This window comes from Nonomuraea sp. NPDC049649 (assembly GCF_040675175.1).
Lineage (GTDB): Bacteria > Actinomycetota > Actinomycetes > Streptosporangiales > Streptosporangiaceae > Nonomuraea.
In genome coordinates, this window is record NZ_JBFAOH010000029.1 from 14203 (window position 1) to 26679 (window position 12477).

Annotated in this window: 11 protein-coding genes; 5 read left to right on the forward strand and 6 right to left on the reverse strand. The window is 73.3% G+C overall.

From position 1 onward, the window contains the following. Window positions 1–6: 6 nt before the first annotated feature. Window positions 7–1221 (forward strand): hypothetical protein, encoded by a 1215-nt coding sequence (locus tag AB0J42_RS28015; protein WP_364299517.1) that lies wholly within the window; start codon window positions 7–9, stop codon window positions 1219–1221. Here the strand turns inward: AB0J42_RS28015 and AB0J42_RS28020 are convergent. From AB0J42_RS28020 to AB0J42_RS28040, 5 genes are read right to left on the reverse strand one after another with little or no spacing between them, the layout of a single operon-like run. After that, window positions 1218–2582, reverse strand: a complete 1365-nt coding sequence (locus AB0J42_RS28020) for an MATE family efflux transporter (protein ID WP_364299519.1) — start codon at window positions 2580–2582, stop codon at window positions 1218–1220. The two genes, AB0J42_RS28015 and AB0J42_RS28020, sit on opposite strands and share 4 nt — an antisense overlap. After that, window positions 2582–3631: a cysteine synthase family protein gene (locus AB0J42_RS28025; RefSeq protein WP_364299521.1), complete on the reverse strand. Its 1050-nt coding sequence runs from the start codon at window positions 3629–3631 to the stop codon at window positions 2582–2584. Before AB0J42_RS28025 ends, AB0J42_RS28020 begins: the two co-directional genes overlap by 1 nt. Window positions 3632–3643: 12 nt before the next feature. Further along, the gene (locus tag AB0J42_RS28030; RefSeq protein WP_364299523.1) at window positions 3644–5017 is read right to left on the reverse strand and encodes a Y4yA family PLP-dependent enzyme; all 1374 of its coding nucleotides are present in this window, start codon (window positions 5015–5017) and stop codon (window positions 3644–3646) included. Beyond that, complete coding sequence (locus AB0J42_RS28035; protein WP_364299525.1) at window positions 5008–5973, reverse strand: ornithine cyclodeaminase family protein; 966 nt, start codon at window positions 5971–5973, stop codon at window positions 5008–5010. The genes AB0J42_RS28030 and AB0J42_RS28035 overlap by 10 nt, the downstream gene beginning before the upstream one ends. After that, on the reverse strand, window positions 5970–6941 hold the full coding sequence (locus tag AB0J42_RS28040; RefSeq protein ID WP_364299527.1) for a TauD/TfdA family dioxygenase: 972 nt from the start codon (window positions 6939–6941) through the stop codon (window positions 5970–5972). The genes AB0J42_RS28035 and AB0J42_RS28040 overlap by 4 nt, the downstream gene beginning before the upstream one ends. A 178-nt stretch (window positions 6942–7119) precedes the next feature. Between AB0J42_RS28040 and AB0J42_RS28045 the strand changes: the two genes are divergently transcribed. The 4 genes from AB0J42_RS28045 to AB0J42_RS28060 all read left to right on the forward strand — a co-directional run bounded on the left by AB0J42_RS28045 (window position 7120) and on the right by AB0J42_RS28060 (window position 12131). After that, entirely contained in the window at window positions 7120–8655 is a 1536-nt protein-coding gene (locus AB0J42_RS28045) for an ABC transporter substrate-binding protein (RefSeq protein WP_364299529.1), read from the forward strand. Further along, window positions 8640–9605, forward strand: a complete 966-nt coding sequence (locus AB0J42_RS28050) for an ABC transporter permease (RefSeq protein WP_364299531.1) — start codon at window positions 8640–8642, stop codon at window positions 9603–9605. Before AB0J42_RS28045 ends, AB0J42_RS28050 begins: the two co-directional genes overlap by 16 nt. A 47-nt stretch (window positions 9606–9652) precedes the next feature. Continuing rightward, entirely contained in the window at window positions 9653–10492 is an 840-nt protein-coding gene (locus tag AB0J42_RS28055) for an ABC transporter permease subunit (protein WP_364299533.1), read from the forward strand. Between the two features lie 85 nt (window positions 10493–10577). Then, the gene (locus tag AB0J42_RS28060) at window positions 10578–12131 is read left to right on the forward strand and encodes an ABC transporter ATP-binding protein (RefSeq protein ID WP_364299535.1); all 1554 of its coding nucleotides are present in this window, start codon (window positions 10578–10580) and stop codon (window positions 12129–12131) included. Window positions 12132–12133: 2 nt separating this feature from the next. Here AB0J42_RS28060 and AB0J42_RS28065 read toward each other — a convergent pair whose 3' ends face one another. Next, the gene (locus tag AB0J42_RS28065; protein ID WP_364299536.1) at window positions 12134–12412 is read right to left on the reverse strand and encodes a hypothetical protein; all 279 of its coding nucleotides are present in this window, start codon (window positions 12410–12412) and stop codon (window positions 12134–12136) included. Window positions 12413–12477 lie beyond the last annotated feature (65 nt).

Sequence of the window (12477 nt, forward strand, 5' to 3'; positions counted from 1 at the left end):
GAAGACATGACCGACCGCATGTTCGCCCGGCTCAGGCCCGATGAGCTGGACGAACTCGCCGACGCGAGCTACCGGCGGCGCCGCAGCCAGGACCTGGCCCGAGCCTTCGGCAGCACCCGGGCCCGGCGGCCCGCGCCGAGGCGTCCCCTGTTCCTGCTGGCCACCGGCGCCGTCGCCGCGGCGGCCGCCGGAGCGGTGGTCGTCGCCACCGGCGTGCTGTCCGGCACGCCCACTGGGACCGCCCCGCCGGTCGCGGCGGAGACGTCGAGCGCTCCGCGGAGCACGACCGGCGGCACGGGGGCGTCGCCGGCCGCGCGGATCGACGCCCGGACGTTCCTGCTCGCCGCCGCGGAGACCGCCCTGCGCGAACCCGCCGCCACGGGCGACTACTGGTACGTGCGACAGCGTACGACCATGCCCACCTTCCACTGGCCGGAGGAGTTCTGGGCCGGGGTGCGGAAGCTCCAGCGGCAGGAGCAGGCGGAGATCGACCGTACCGGCGCCGAGGACGACGAGCTGGTGGCGATCAACGAGAAGTACAACAAGAAGCTGGCGGACCTGCGCGAGAGCATCTACCCGGACGGGCCGCCGTACCGCGCGTACGTGGTCGAGACCGAGGAGCGCTGGCGGCCGAAGCGGCAGGGCGGCACCCACCGGGTGAAGACCCGGGACCGCGAGGTCAGGTTCCCCACGCCGCAGGACGAGGCCACCTGGAAGGAGCACGGCTCGCCGAAGCTGGTGGAGAAGAAGGCCGGCAGCGTGGACGACGACCTGCCGCGCCCGCTGTCCATCCCCAACATGGACATCACCATGCGGAACGTCGGCGACCTGCCCACGTCGAAGAAGGCGCTGGAGGCCCGGCTGCGCAAGCGGTTCGCCGAGCTGCCCGACCCGGACAAGGAGTTCGACCTCTACCTCTGGCAGACCACGGTCGACCTGATGACCGCGCCCACCACCCCCGGCACCCGCGCGGCCGTTTTCCGGGTCCTCGCCGACCAGCCCGGCATCGTCTCCGAGGGCGAGGTCGAGGACGCGGCCGGGCGTACCGGGGTCGGCCTGGCGGTCAAGAGCGACGACGGGTACCGGTTCCGGCTGGTCGTCGCGGAGGACACGGCCGAACTGCTGGAGTACACGGTGTCCGAGCAGGGCGAGGACGTCTCGCGGGTCACCTTCGAGGAGTCCGGCTGGACCGACGAGCTGGGCAAGCGCCCGCGCGGCTAGCAGGCGGGGGCCGCGACCGCCGTCGCGGCCACCTTCCTGGTGAAGCGGCGCATCAGCAGCACCGCCGTGGTGGCGAGCCCGATCAGCAGGCCGAGCCAGATGCCGGTGGTGCCCAGGCCGGCGGTGAGGCCGAGCAGCGCGGCGGCGGGCAGGCCGACCAGCCAGTAGCCGACGAGGGTCAGCCGGAAGCCGCCCTTGGTGTCGTCCAGCCCCCGCAGCAGCCCGACGCCGATGTTCTGGGTGCAGTCGAAGAACTGCAGGACGGCGGCGACGAGCAGCAGATGGACGGCGATGCCGGTGGCGTCGCCGTCGCCCGCGTCCAGGAACGGGGCGAGCACGAGCCGGGGCACGGTCAGGTAGACGACGGCCACGACCGCCATCACCGCGGCGGCCCAGGCCAGCGCCGTGTTCCGCAGCCGCAGCGCCCCGGGGGTGTCGCCGACGGCCAGCTGGCGGCTGACGCCGAGGCTGGCGGCGTGGGAGAGCCCGACGGCGATCTGGAAGACGATGTAGACGAGCTGGTTGACGGCGGTGTGCGCGGCCAGCGCCGCGGTGCCGAAACTGCCGGCGAGGAGCGCGACGACCGAGAAGAACCCGGCTTCGGAGCCGTAGGTGGCGGCGATCGGCCCGCCGAGCGCGGTCAGGCGGCGCAGGGTGGCGGGCCGGGTCTTCCATACGGCCAGCGACAGCAGGGGAGCGAGGCCGGGGTCGCGCCGCGCCGAGGCGTACAGCGCCAGGAACGTCAGCGTGTAGACCACCGAGGTGGCCAGGCCGATGCCCGGCAGCCCCAGCTCCGGGAAGATCCAGACGCCGTGGATGAAGGCCCAGTTGAGCCCGATGTTCACCACGATCGAGGCCAGCGTGATGCGGAGCAGGGCCTGCGGCCGGTTCATCCCGACGGTGAACTGCCGGATCGCCTGGAACCAGAGGCAGGGCAGCAGCCCCGGCGCCATCGCGTAGATCACCGGCTTCGCCGCCTCGACCACGCCCGGATCCTGCCCGAGCCAGGCCACGGCGTGCCCGATGCCGACCATGAGCACCGCCCCCGCCGCCCCGGCCAGCGTCGCCAGCAGCAGGCTCGCCCGTACGAGATCACGCAGCTCCCCGGAGTCGCCGCGGGCGTCCGCGGCGGCGACCTGGTTGCCCACGGCGGTGACCAGGCCGACGCCCATGGTGCGGAGCTGGTTGAAGATCACCATCGCGAGGCCGCCCGCCGCCAGGGCCTCGGTGCCGAGCAGGCCCATCATGACGGTGTCGGTGGTGGTCACGGCGACCTGCGCGAGCTGGGTGAGCGCCAGCGGCACGGCGAGGGTGGCCAGGGCGCGGCCGTCGGTGAGCAGGCGGGGCAGGGCGCGGGGCATCAGTGGTGCACCCGCCGGTCCTCCAGCGGGCGGAGCCTGGTCAGCACCTCGTCGATCTCTCCTTCCAGGTGGAGGTCGAGCAGGTCACGGGCGGCCATCCAGGCGTCGTCGAAGACGGTGTCCAGGTACTTCTCCCCGCCGTCGTTGACCAGCGCCACGATAGTGCTCCCCGGCGGCGCGTGAGGCAAGCGGCGCAGCGCCTCGAAGACGACGCCGCCCGCCGAGCCGCCGATCAGCAGCCCGGTCCGGCGGGCGACGGCCCTGGCGGTGCCGAACGCCTCCACGTCGCCGACCTTGACCCCCTCGTCCAGCAGGTCGTAGTCGACCAGCAGGCCGATCGCCGCGCCCTCGGGGGTGCCGGTGCCGGACTGGTAGTAGTCGTGGGCGGGCGGGCCGAAGGCGATGGAGCCCTTGGGCTCGACGCCGACGATCCGCACGTCCGGCACGGTGCGGCGCAGTTCGCGGCCGGTGCCGAAGAGCCCGCCGCCGGTGCCGACGGCGCCGATCAGCACGTCGATCCGGCCGTCCAGCGCGGCGTCGAGCTCGTGGGCGACCGGGTGGTAGCCGAGCCCGTTCGCCGGGTTGTTGTGCTGCTCGGTGAAGTACGCGTTGTCGGAATCGGCGGCCAGCTTGGCGGCGTACTCCTCGCGGGCGGCGGTGGCCAGCTCCTCGTCGCCCTCCTGGGTGACGTGGACCAGCTCCGCGCCGAGGGCCGTCATGGCGCGCAGCTTGTCGGCGGCGGCGTGGCGGTCGACCACGGCCGTGAAGGCGTAGCCGCGTTCGGCCGCGATGACGGCGAGCCCGAGCCCGGTGTTGCCGGACGTGGACTCGACGACCCGGCCGCCGGGGCGGAGCAGGCCGCGCTCCTCGGCGTCGAGGATCATCTGCCGGGCCATGCGGATCTTCGCGGTGCCGGTCGGGTTGAACTGCTCCAGCTTGAGCAGCAGCCGCGCACCGCCCTCGGTCCGCGCGAGCTCGAAGAGCGGGGTCGCGCCGATCAGCTCGGAGACGCGGCGGACGATCGGCGGCCGGTGCAGGGGATCGGCCATCGGGAGGCCTCCTCAGCGGTCGAGGCGCCAGCGGGGGCGCGCATGGTCAAGGCGGTCGACGACGACCTTGGGCGGCAGCGGCAGCTCGTGGAAGGGCGACTCGTTGGAGTCCATCTGGTAGCCCGCGGTGTTCACGTACACGAGCAGATCGCCGGCGGCCGGCCGGACCGGGAACGGGATCTTGCGCCAGGTCAGCAGGTCCGTCTCCAGGCAGCTGGCGCCGCCCACACAGGCCGGGTAGGGCCCCGGGACCGGCTCCCGCGCCCCGGGCACGAGCACCGGGTCCGGCAGGAACTCGCTGCCGAACCACTGCTCCGACAGGCTCAGGCTGGTGCCGTCGACGGTGAGGATCCCGTAGCCGTCGCGGTCCTTGACGCCCTGGACGCGGAAGACGCTGCATCCTGCCTGGTCGAGCAGGGCCCGTCCGGGCTCCACCAGCAGTGAGATGTTGTGACGGCGCAGCAGCCTCTCCAGCGGGACGCTCTCGCCGACCGGCGTGGTCTCCAGGACCGCGCGCAGCGCGTCGGCCCCGGCGACCGGCGAGTGGTACGGGTAGTAGCCGGAGAAGGTCTTGCCCGCGTGGAAATGTCCGGGCCGGGCGCTCTCGTGGAACCGCCGCCAGTCCCGCGCGGTCACGTAGTCGACGGCGAACCCGCCGCCGATGCTGATCCGGTCCGCCCGCAGCCCCAGCCCGCGCGCCCGCAGACACAGACGGATCAGCCCCGCCGCCTGGTCGGCACGCTGACGCACGTCGTAGCCGGACAGATGGAAGCTGAACCCCTCCAGCTCCACGGCGGGATCGCCGCACCTCCGCAGCGCGGCCTCCAGCTCCCCGTCGTCCAGACCGAACCGGCTCTGCGCCTGTGCGGCGTCTGGCGCCGCGTGATCAAGGCCGCTCTGTGTGGGCGGTAACCGTCTTAGCAGTATGCGGGCGGTACGGCCGAGCCCGGCGGCGAGGCGGACCAGGCGGTCCAGCTCGTCGAGGGCGTCCACGGTGATCAGCGCGTCGTGCAGCACGGCGGCGCGCAGCAGGTCGTCGTCCTTGGCCGGCCCGGTCACCACCAGGCCGGTGCCGCGCACTCCGGCGGCCAGCGCCGCGCCCAGCTCGCCCCGGCTGGCCACGTCCACGCCGAGACCGCCCAGCGCGGCCCGCTCTGCGAAGACGGCCGCCTTGTTGGCCTTCTTGGCGTAGAAAACCCGCCCGTCGACGGCGCTGCCGGCGAACACCTTGAGGAAGTCGGCCGCGTTGGCGTCGAACCGCTCCGGGAACAGCACGTGGAACGGCCCGCCGAGCCCGTGGCGCAGCTCGTGCAGCAGCGCCGCGCCCTCGGGTGCGAGCAGGGCGCGCTGCTCCTCGCCCAGCAGCGCGGGAAGCGTCACCGCCACAGCGGCACCGCCGTGCCCAGCCCCTGGGCGAGCGCGAGCTGGGCGAACCGGTGGCCGAGCGCGATGTCGGTGACCACCAGCCCGCTGTTGTAGGCGAAGATCCGCTGCCCGGGATCCGTGCGCCCGGCGGCCCGGCCCGCGAGCACCGCCGGAAGCTCGGCGTCCACGTCGCGCAGCCGCCCGTCCGGGTCGGCCAGGTCGGTGCCGGTGACCCGCATCTGGGCGGCGCTGGTGGCCACCACCCGATCCGCCCGGTGCAGGGTCGAAGGAGCGACACCGTACCCGACCAGCACCGTCAGCGCGCCGGGCTTCAGCCACGAGTCCTCGACCGCGGCGGGCGTGCCGGGCCCGGCCGCGGCGATCACGATGTCGGCCTCCCCGGCCGCCTTCCGCAGGTCGGTGACGACCTCCGCGCCGACCCGCTCGCACACCGCCCGGATGCCGTCCGGATGGGTGCCGAACACCATCAGCCGCTCCAGGCCCGGCAGGGTGGTCAGCAGGAACGGCAGAGCCAGCCTCCCCTGCGTCCCCGTACCGACGACCAGGGCGGTGCGGCTGCCCGGGGCGGCGAGCTCGCGGGCGAGCAGCGCGGAGACGGCGGGCGTGCGCAGCGCGCCGATCCGCCCGCAGTCCATCATCGCGACGGGCAGGCCGGTCCGGTCGTCGTAGAGGGTCAGGGTGGTGTAGTAGTGCTGCCGGTCGCGTTCCTCGCGCAGCCCGTGCTTGTACGAGGTCTTGACCGCGACGACTTGGCGCACTCCGTCGCGGCCGAGCATGGCGTAGGCGACGGAGTGACCGTCGTCCGGCTTGACGGTGAGCTTGCGCGGGTTGTCGGAGTGGCCCGCGGCGAGGGCGCGGCAGGCCTGCTCCACGACCGACACCACGTCGGGCGGGCTGATCTCGATGCCGGCCAGGTCGCTGGTGCTCAGGACGCGCAGCGTCCCGTCGCCGGTCACGCGAACGCCTCGACGACGGCCTGGCCGTAGCCGTGCTCCGACCGTTCGGCCGGCGGCCGGGCGCGGTGCCCGGCCCGGACCGAGGCGCGCTTGAGCCAGCGGTCGGTGCCGTCGTAGCGGGCCCGGAAGGGGACGCGGCCGTGCACGACGAGGTCGTTGTCGATGACCAGGACCTCGCCGGGGGCCAGGCTCACCGAGACGGAGACGCGGGAGAGCTCGTCCTCCAGCCGCCGGTAGGCCGCGCGATGCTCCTCGGGGGCCTCCTCCAGCGGGGTGTAGGCGGGGTCGAAGCGGAGGGCGGGCCCGTCCGGCGCCGGCCATAAGGTCGGCACCGGCGGCGGGGCCCCGCCGTACGCCTGGGCCTCCGCGTAGGCGTCGTCGGGGAGGATGGGCAGCACCGGGCGGCTGAGCGTCTCCACGTCGGCGGGGTCGAGCCGGGCGCGCCGGATGCTGGCGGCCGTGGTGGCGATCGCGTCGTGGTTGCGCAGGCAGCCCAGGACCAGCAGCTGCGCGCGGCCGGGGTGGAAGGCGTCCTCGGTGTGCGGGCTGAGCAGCACGCTGCTGCCCGCGCCGGTCTGCTCCTCCTCGTGTCCGGGCGAGGGCACGATGTTGTGCACGAACCGGCCGTCCTGCTGCCCCGGCCAGGCGATGGGGGTGCCCATCACGGTGGAGATCAGCAGCAGTACGACGTCGTACAGGCTCCCCGCGTCACCGGCGCGCGACCAGTGGAGCGGCGTCGGGCCGAGCGCGGCGTCGTCCACGGGCAGGCCGCGCAGCACGAACAGGTCGGCGGGCCGGCACGCGTGCCGGAGATCGTCGTCCAGGGCGGCGGCCACGTCCGGGACCCGGGCGAGCAGGCCGGGGTGGGTGGCCGAACCGAAGGCGTCGAGCAGGGAGCGGGCCGCCGTGAGCAGGGCGGAGACGCTGTCAGGGGTGAGCGGGCGTACGGATATGACTCCCGTCGGCATGAAGAACCGTCCGTTCCTGTGGAGGCGGGTCCGGTAACCGAGGGAAACGTAACCGAGCATCCTGACTTAGGCAAGGCTTACCTAAGTATGATGTTCCGGCCGCCCGTAAAGTCAGGGTAGGCAATCCTAAGTAATCCGTTTACTGTGATGACGGACCACCCCGAGAAGAGGCGACCACGTGGACCTGACAAGGCGTCGAATACTCCAGGCCGGAGGCGTGCTGGGCGTCGCCGCGCTGCTCACCGCCTGCGGAGGAGGCAGCCCCGGCGTCCAGCCCAGCACCACCACCGGCGGCGGCACCTTACGCGTCGGCGCACTCGGCCGGACCGGCGCGATCACCCGCGACCCGCACGGCACCCAGTCCAACGAGAGCGACTACCTGATCCTCAGCCTCCTCTACGACACCCTCACCATCCCCGCGCTCAAGCCCAACACCGCGCCCAGACTCGCCGCGAGCTGGACCCACTCCGACGACCTGAAGACCTGGCGCTTCGAACTCGCCGAAGGCGCGACCTTCCACGACGGCTCACCCGTCACCGCCCAGGACGCCGTCTTCTCACTCCGCCGCCTCCGCGAAACCCCCGCGGGCGCCTCCCGCCTGCCCGGCATCGAAGCCCGCAACATCACCGCCGACGGCGACCGCACGGTCGTCCTCGTCTCCGACTACGCCAACGCCGAACTGCCGCTGCTCACCCGGCTCACCACCTTCGTCGTCCCCGACGGCACCACCGACCAGGACATCGCCAAGGCCCCCGGCACCGGCCCGTTCAAACTCGACTGGTACCGCGACGGCAACGCCCGCCTGGTCCGCAACGACGACTGGTACGGCGGCGAGATCCACCTCGACGCCATCGAAGTCAAGATCTTCGAAAGCCCTCAGGCGCTCGCCAACGCCCTGCTCGCCGGCCAGCTCGACCTCGCCTCCAACGTCGGCGCCGTCGCCGCCCGCACCGCCGCGGGCCGCGCCGACATCCAGACCGTCCGCCGCCCCAACGACATGGCCATGCCGATCGTCATGCGCACCGCCGACGGCCCCTTCGCCGACCCCCGGGTCCGCGAGGCGCTCCGCCTGGCCGTCGACCGCGAGGCGATGGTCCGGCAGGTCCTGTCCGGGTACGGCAGCGTCGCCAACGACGTCCTCGGCACCGGCGACCCCGCCTACGACCGCTCCCTCCCGCAACGCACCCGCGACCTGGACAAGGCCCGGCGGCTGCTCCAGGAGGCCGGCTTCGACACGTCCAAGACGTACGAACTCCTCACCACCGAGGACATCTCCGGCCTCGCCGAATCCGCCACCCTCTTCGCCACCCAGGCCCGCGAGGCCGGCGTCGACATCAAGGTCGTCAAGCAGGAATCGGCGACCTTCTGGGACAAGACCTGGCTCCACGGCGACCTCTACACGACCTACTGGGGCACCAACGACTCCGTGGTCTTCTTCGCCAGCAAGACCATGGTCTCCGGCAGCGGCCAGAACGAGACCGGCTGGAAGGACCCCGAGTTCGACGCCGCCTACCAGAAAGCCATCGGCACCGCCGACCCGGCCGGGCGCGCCGAACTGCTCCGCGAGCTGCAGAAGATCGAGTACGAACGATCCGGCTACCTGCTGTGGGGCATGGCCGACGGCATCGACCTCGCCCGCTCCGCCGTCCAAGGACTGCCCACCCTGCCCGGCTACGGCCGGGTCCAGCTAGAGAAGGCGTGGCTGGCGACTTGACCGCGCGGCCGGTGGCCCTGCTCGCCCGGGCCGGACTCGTCCTGCTCAAACGGTCGGCGCTGCTCTGCGTGCTGCTCGCCGTGGTCTTCCTCGGCGTCGAGATCCTGCCCGGCGACGCCGCGCACAGCATCGCCGAACGCGGCGAGACCGCCGCCGACCTGGCCCGCCGGCGCGAACTGCTCGGCCTCGACAGACCGCTCCCGGAACGCTTCTGGGACTGGATCTCCGGCCTGCCCCTCGGCGACCTCGGCACCTCGGCGCGCGGCGAGCAGGTCACCGACCTCGTCTCCGCCGCGTTCCCCAACACCCTGCTGCTCGGCGGCCTCGCCCTGCTGCTCACCACCGTCCTGTCACTCACCCTGGGCTGCTGGGCCGCGCTGCGCCCGGACGGCCGGCTCGACCGGGTCGTGTCCGGAGCCTCGACGGCCGCCTTCGCGATCCCCGAGTTCGTCGTCGCCGTCGCGCTCGTCCTCGTACTGTCCCTCTGGACCGGCTGGCTGCCCGCCGTCACCCTCACCGACGCGGGCGGCGCCCCCGCCTCCTGGACCATGCTGATCCTGCCCGCCCTCGCCCTCACCATCCCGCAGACCGGCTGGAACACCACCGTCGTCCGGGCCGCCCTCGCCGACGAGGCCCGCGCCCCGCACGTCGAAACCGCCGTCCTCGACGGCCTCCCGCCCCGCCGCGTCCTCACCCACCACGTCCTGCCGGGCGCCCTGCCCACGATCGCGACCGGCCTCGCCACCTCCTCCGGGGTCCTGCTGGGCGGCGCCGTCGTCGTCGAGACCATCTTCAACTACCCCGGCGTCGGAGCCGTCCTGGCCTCCGCCGTCGTCGACCGCGACACCCCGGTGGTGGCCGGGGTGACCGCACTCGCGGGTGCCGTCATCACCTGCGCGCTGCTGGCGGCGGACCTGGTGCGGGGCCTGGTGACGGGAGGCGTCCGATGACGAGAAAGCGGCCGTTGGCAGTCGAGGACCACGAAAGGCGGCCGGTGATGTCGTCCGCAAGGGATCGCCGGGTCGTCTGTCACCGCGCCGGCCCGCTCCTCCGCGCCCTCCCGGCCTGCCTGCTCGTCTGCCTTGCCATCGCCGGCCCCTGGCTGGCCCCCCACGCCGTGGACGCACCGGTCACCGCGCCGTTCGCCGAGCCCGGCGCCGGAGCCCCGCTCGGCGGGGACCAGCTGGGCCGGGACGTGCTCAGCCGGCTGCTGGCGGGCGGCCGGGAGCTCGTCCTGTCCGCCCTGCTGATCGCGGCAGTCGTCACCGCCACGGCGGCCCTCATCGGCGCGGTCGGGGCACTGCGCCCGGCGGTCGGCCGGGTCGTGGAACGCGCCGCCGACGTGGTCATCCTGCTGCCCGCCGTCCTCGGCATCCTGCTCGTCGGACTGTCCTGGCCGGGCGGCGGCAGGCTGGCGGTCGTCCTCGCCGCGATCGTCCTCAGCCTGCCGTACGCGGTCCGCCTCGTCTCCAGCGCCGCCTCCCTGGTCGCCGCCTCCGGCTACGTCGAGGCAGCCGCGGCGGGCGGTGAACGGCTCCGGGTCCTGGTGGTACGGGAGGTCCTGCCCAACCTGCGGGCCACGCTGCTCGCACTGTTCGGGCTCCGATTCGTGGAGGCGGTGTACGTGGTCTCGACGGCGGCATTCCTCCAGGTCGGACCGCAACCCCCGGCCGCCGACTGGGCGCTGATGATCCGCGAGAACTCGCCCGGCATCCTCCTCAACCCCTGGGCCGTGGTCGCCCCCAGCCTGGTGATCGGCATGCTCGCTCTCAGCGTCAACCTCGCCAGCGCCGCCCTCGCCCCACAGTCAGGCCGCCAGGCGGTGACCCTCCGATGACCTCCCGCCACACAGGCCGTCCGCCACGCGGTGACCGTCAGATGACCCCTGCCCCAGCGGCCGTCCGCCGGGCGGTGAGCGTCAGATGACCCCCGATACCGACACCGTCCGCGTCACCGGCCTCACCGTCGCCGCCCCCGGCGGCCGGCTCCTGATCCGGGACGCCTCCCTCACCCTGCGCCCCGGCCACCTCGTCGCCCTGACAGGCCCGTCCGGCGCCGGGAAGACCACGCTGCTGCGAGCCATCGCGGGTTTCCTCCCACCCGGCACCACCCGCACCGCAGGCCAGGTGAACGTCCTCGGCCACGACGTGTTCACCCTCCCCGACCGGGAACTGCGCACCCTGCGCGCCACGCTGCTCGCCTACGTCGCCCAGGACCCCGGCTCCGCGCTCAACCCACGGATGCGCGTCCGCACCCTCATCCGCGAACTCGCCGCCGACCGCACGCCCGGCGCGGTCGCCGCCCTCCTCGCCGAGGTTCGCCTCCCGGACGAGGGCCGCCTCTCCCTGCGCCGCCCCGGCGCGCTCTCCGGCGGGCAGCAGCGCCGAGTCGCCCTAGCCAGGGCCCTGGCCCGCCGCCCGCGAATCCTCCTCCTGGACGAGCCCACCGCCGGACTCCACCCCGAACTCCGCGACGAGATCGCCGCACTGCTGCGCCGCCTCGCACACGACCACCGCCTCGCCGTCGCCTTCTCCTGCCACGACCCCGAGGTGGTCAGCCAGTACGCGGACGAAACAGTCGAACTAGACCGCCTGCTCGCCCGTACGAGAGAGCAAACCGCCACGCGAACCCCGCTCCTAGAGAAAGCCGCCACGCGGACCGGCCCCGGCACTCCGCTCCTCGAGGAAACCGCCGCGCGGACCTGTGCCACCCCCGGCACCCCGCTCCTCGACGTACGGGACCTCCGCGTCTCCTTCAACCGGAACACCCCCGCCCTCGACGGCGTCGGCTTCCACGTCGCCCCCGGGTCGGCGGCAGGCATCGTCGGCGCCTCCGGCTCCGGCAAGACGACGCTGGTCAGAGCCGTCGTCGGCCTGCACCCCGCCACCTCCGGCACGATCAGCCTGGCCGGGACCGTACTCAGCACCCACCTGACCGGCCGCACCCGGGAACAGCGCCGCAGAATCCAACTCGTCACCCAGAACCCGCTCGGCGCCCTGAACCCCAGCCGCACGATCGGCGCCACCATCGGCAGACCCATGCGCCTGCACCGCCGCCGCCCACCCGGCGACCTCCGCGACCGGGTCTCCGGCCTGCTCGAACAGGTGGGCCTCCCACCCGCGTTCGCCGACCGCTACCCGCACGAACTCTCCGGCGGCCAGCGCCAGCGGGTCGCCATCGCGCGGGCCCTCGCCGCCGACCCGGACGTCCTCATCTGCGACGAGATCACCTCCGCGCTGGACGCCACCACCGGAGAGTCGATCATGAACCTCCTCACCCGCCTGCGTAAGCAGCACGGCCTGGCACTCGTCCTCATCAGCCACGACCTCCCCCTGATCGCCGACCGGACCGACACCGTCACCGTCCTCGAAAGCGGCCGCACCGCCGAAACCGGCCCCACCGCCGACGTCTTCGCCACCCCCCGTCACCCGGCCACCCACGCCCTCCTGGCCACCACCCCGAGAACCGGCCCCTGACGTCAGCGCCGCTCGGGCATCGCGGTCATGAACGTACGGGCGAGCCGGTCGATCTCGTCATCCCTGGACGCCTCGTCCACGCGCTGGGTCCGGTCGATCCGGCCGCGTTCGGCTTTCAGGCGGCTCTCCTCCTCGCGGAGCCTGATCTCGTAGTCCCCGGTCGTCTGCCGGGTGGTGAAGTTCAGCTCGGCCTCGTGACAGGCTGAGCCGGCGCGCAGCTCCTGCGATAGGAGGCGGTCGTACTCGGTCTTGCCGTTCAGCATCTTCGAGAGGATCGGCATGCAGTCGAGCAGGGTCGCTCGGCTTGGGCAGGCCGGAAAGCAGACAGAAGTGCCCGGCCTCCTCG

What these genes read in the sequence shown, in the direction of transcription:
- AB0J42_RS28015 (WP_364299517.1), top strand. Translation starts at nt 7, where the DNA reads ATGACCGACCGCATGTTCGCCCGGCTCAGGCCCGATGAGCTGGACGAA.
- AB0J42_RS28020 (WP_364299519.1), bottom strand. Translation starts at nt 2,582, where the DNA reads ATGCCCCGCGCCCTGCCCCGCCTGCTCACCGACGGCCGCGCCCTGGCC.
- AB0J42_RS28025 (WP_364299521.1), bottom strand. Translation starts at nt 3,631, where the DNA reads ATGGCCGATCCCCTGCACCGGCCGCCGATCGTCCGCCGCGTCTCCGAG.
- AB0J42_RS28040 (WP_364299527.1), bottom strand. Translation starts at nt 6,941, where the DNA reads ATGCCGACGGGAGTCATATCCGTACGCCCGCTCACCCCTGACAGCGTC.
- AB0J42_RS28055 (WP_364299533.1), top strand. Translation starts at nt 9,653, where the DNA reads ATGTCGTCCGCAAGGGATCGCCGGGTCGTCTGTCACCGCGCCGGCCCG.
- AB0J42_RS28060 (WP_364299535.1), top strand. Translation starts at nt 10,578, where the DNA reads ATGACCCCCGATACCGACACCGTCCGCGTCACCGGCCTCACCGTCGCC.
- AB0J42_RS28065 (WP_364299536.1), bottom strand. Translation starts at nt 12,412, where the DNA reads ATGCCGATCCTCTCGAAGATGCTGAACGGCAAGACCGAGTACGACCGC.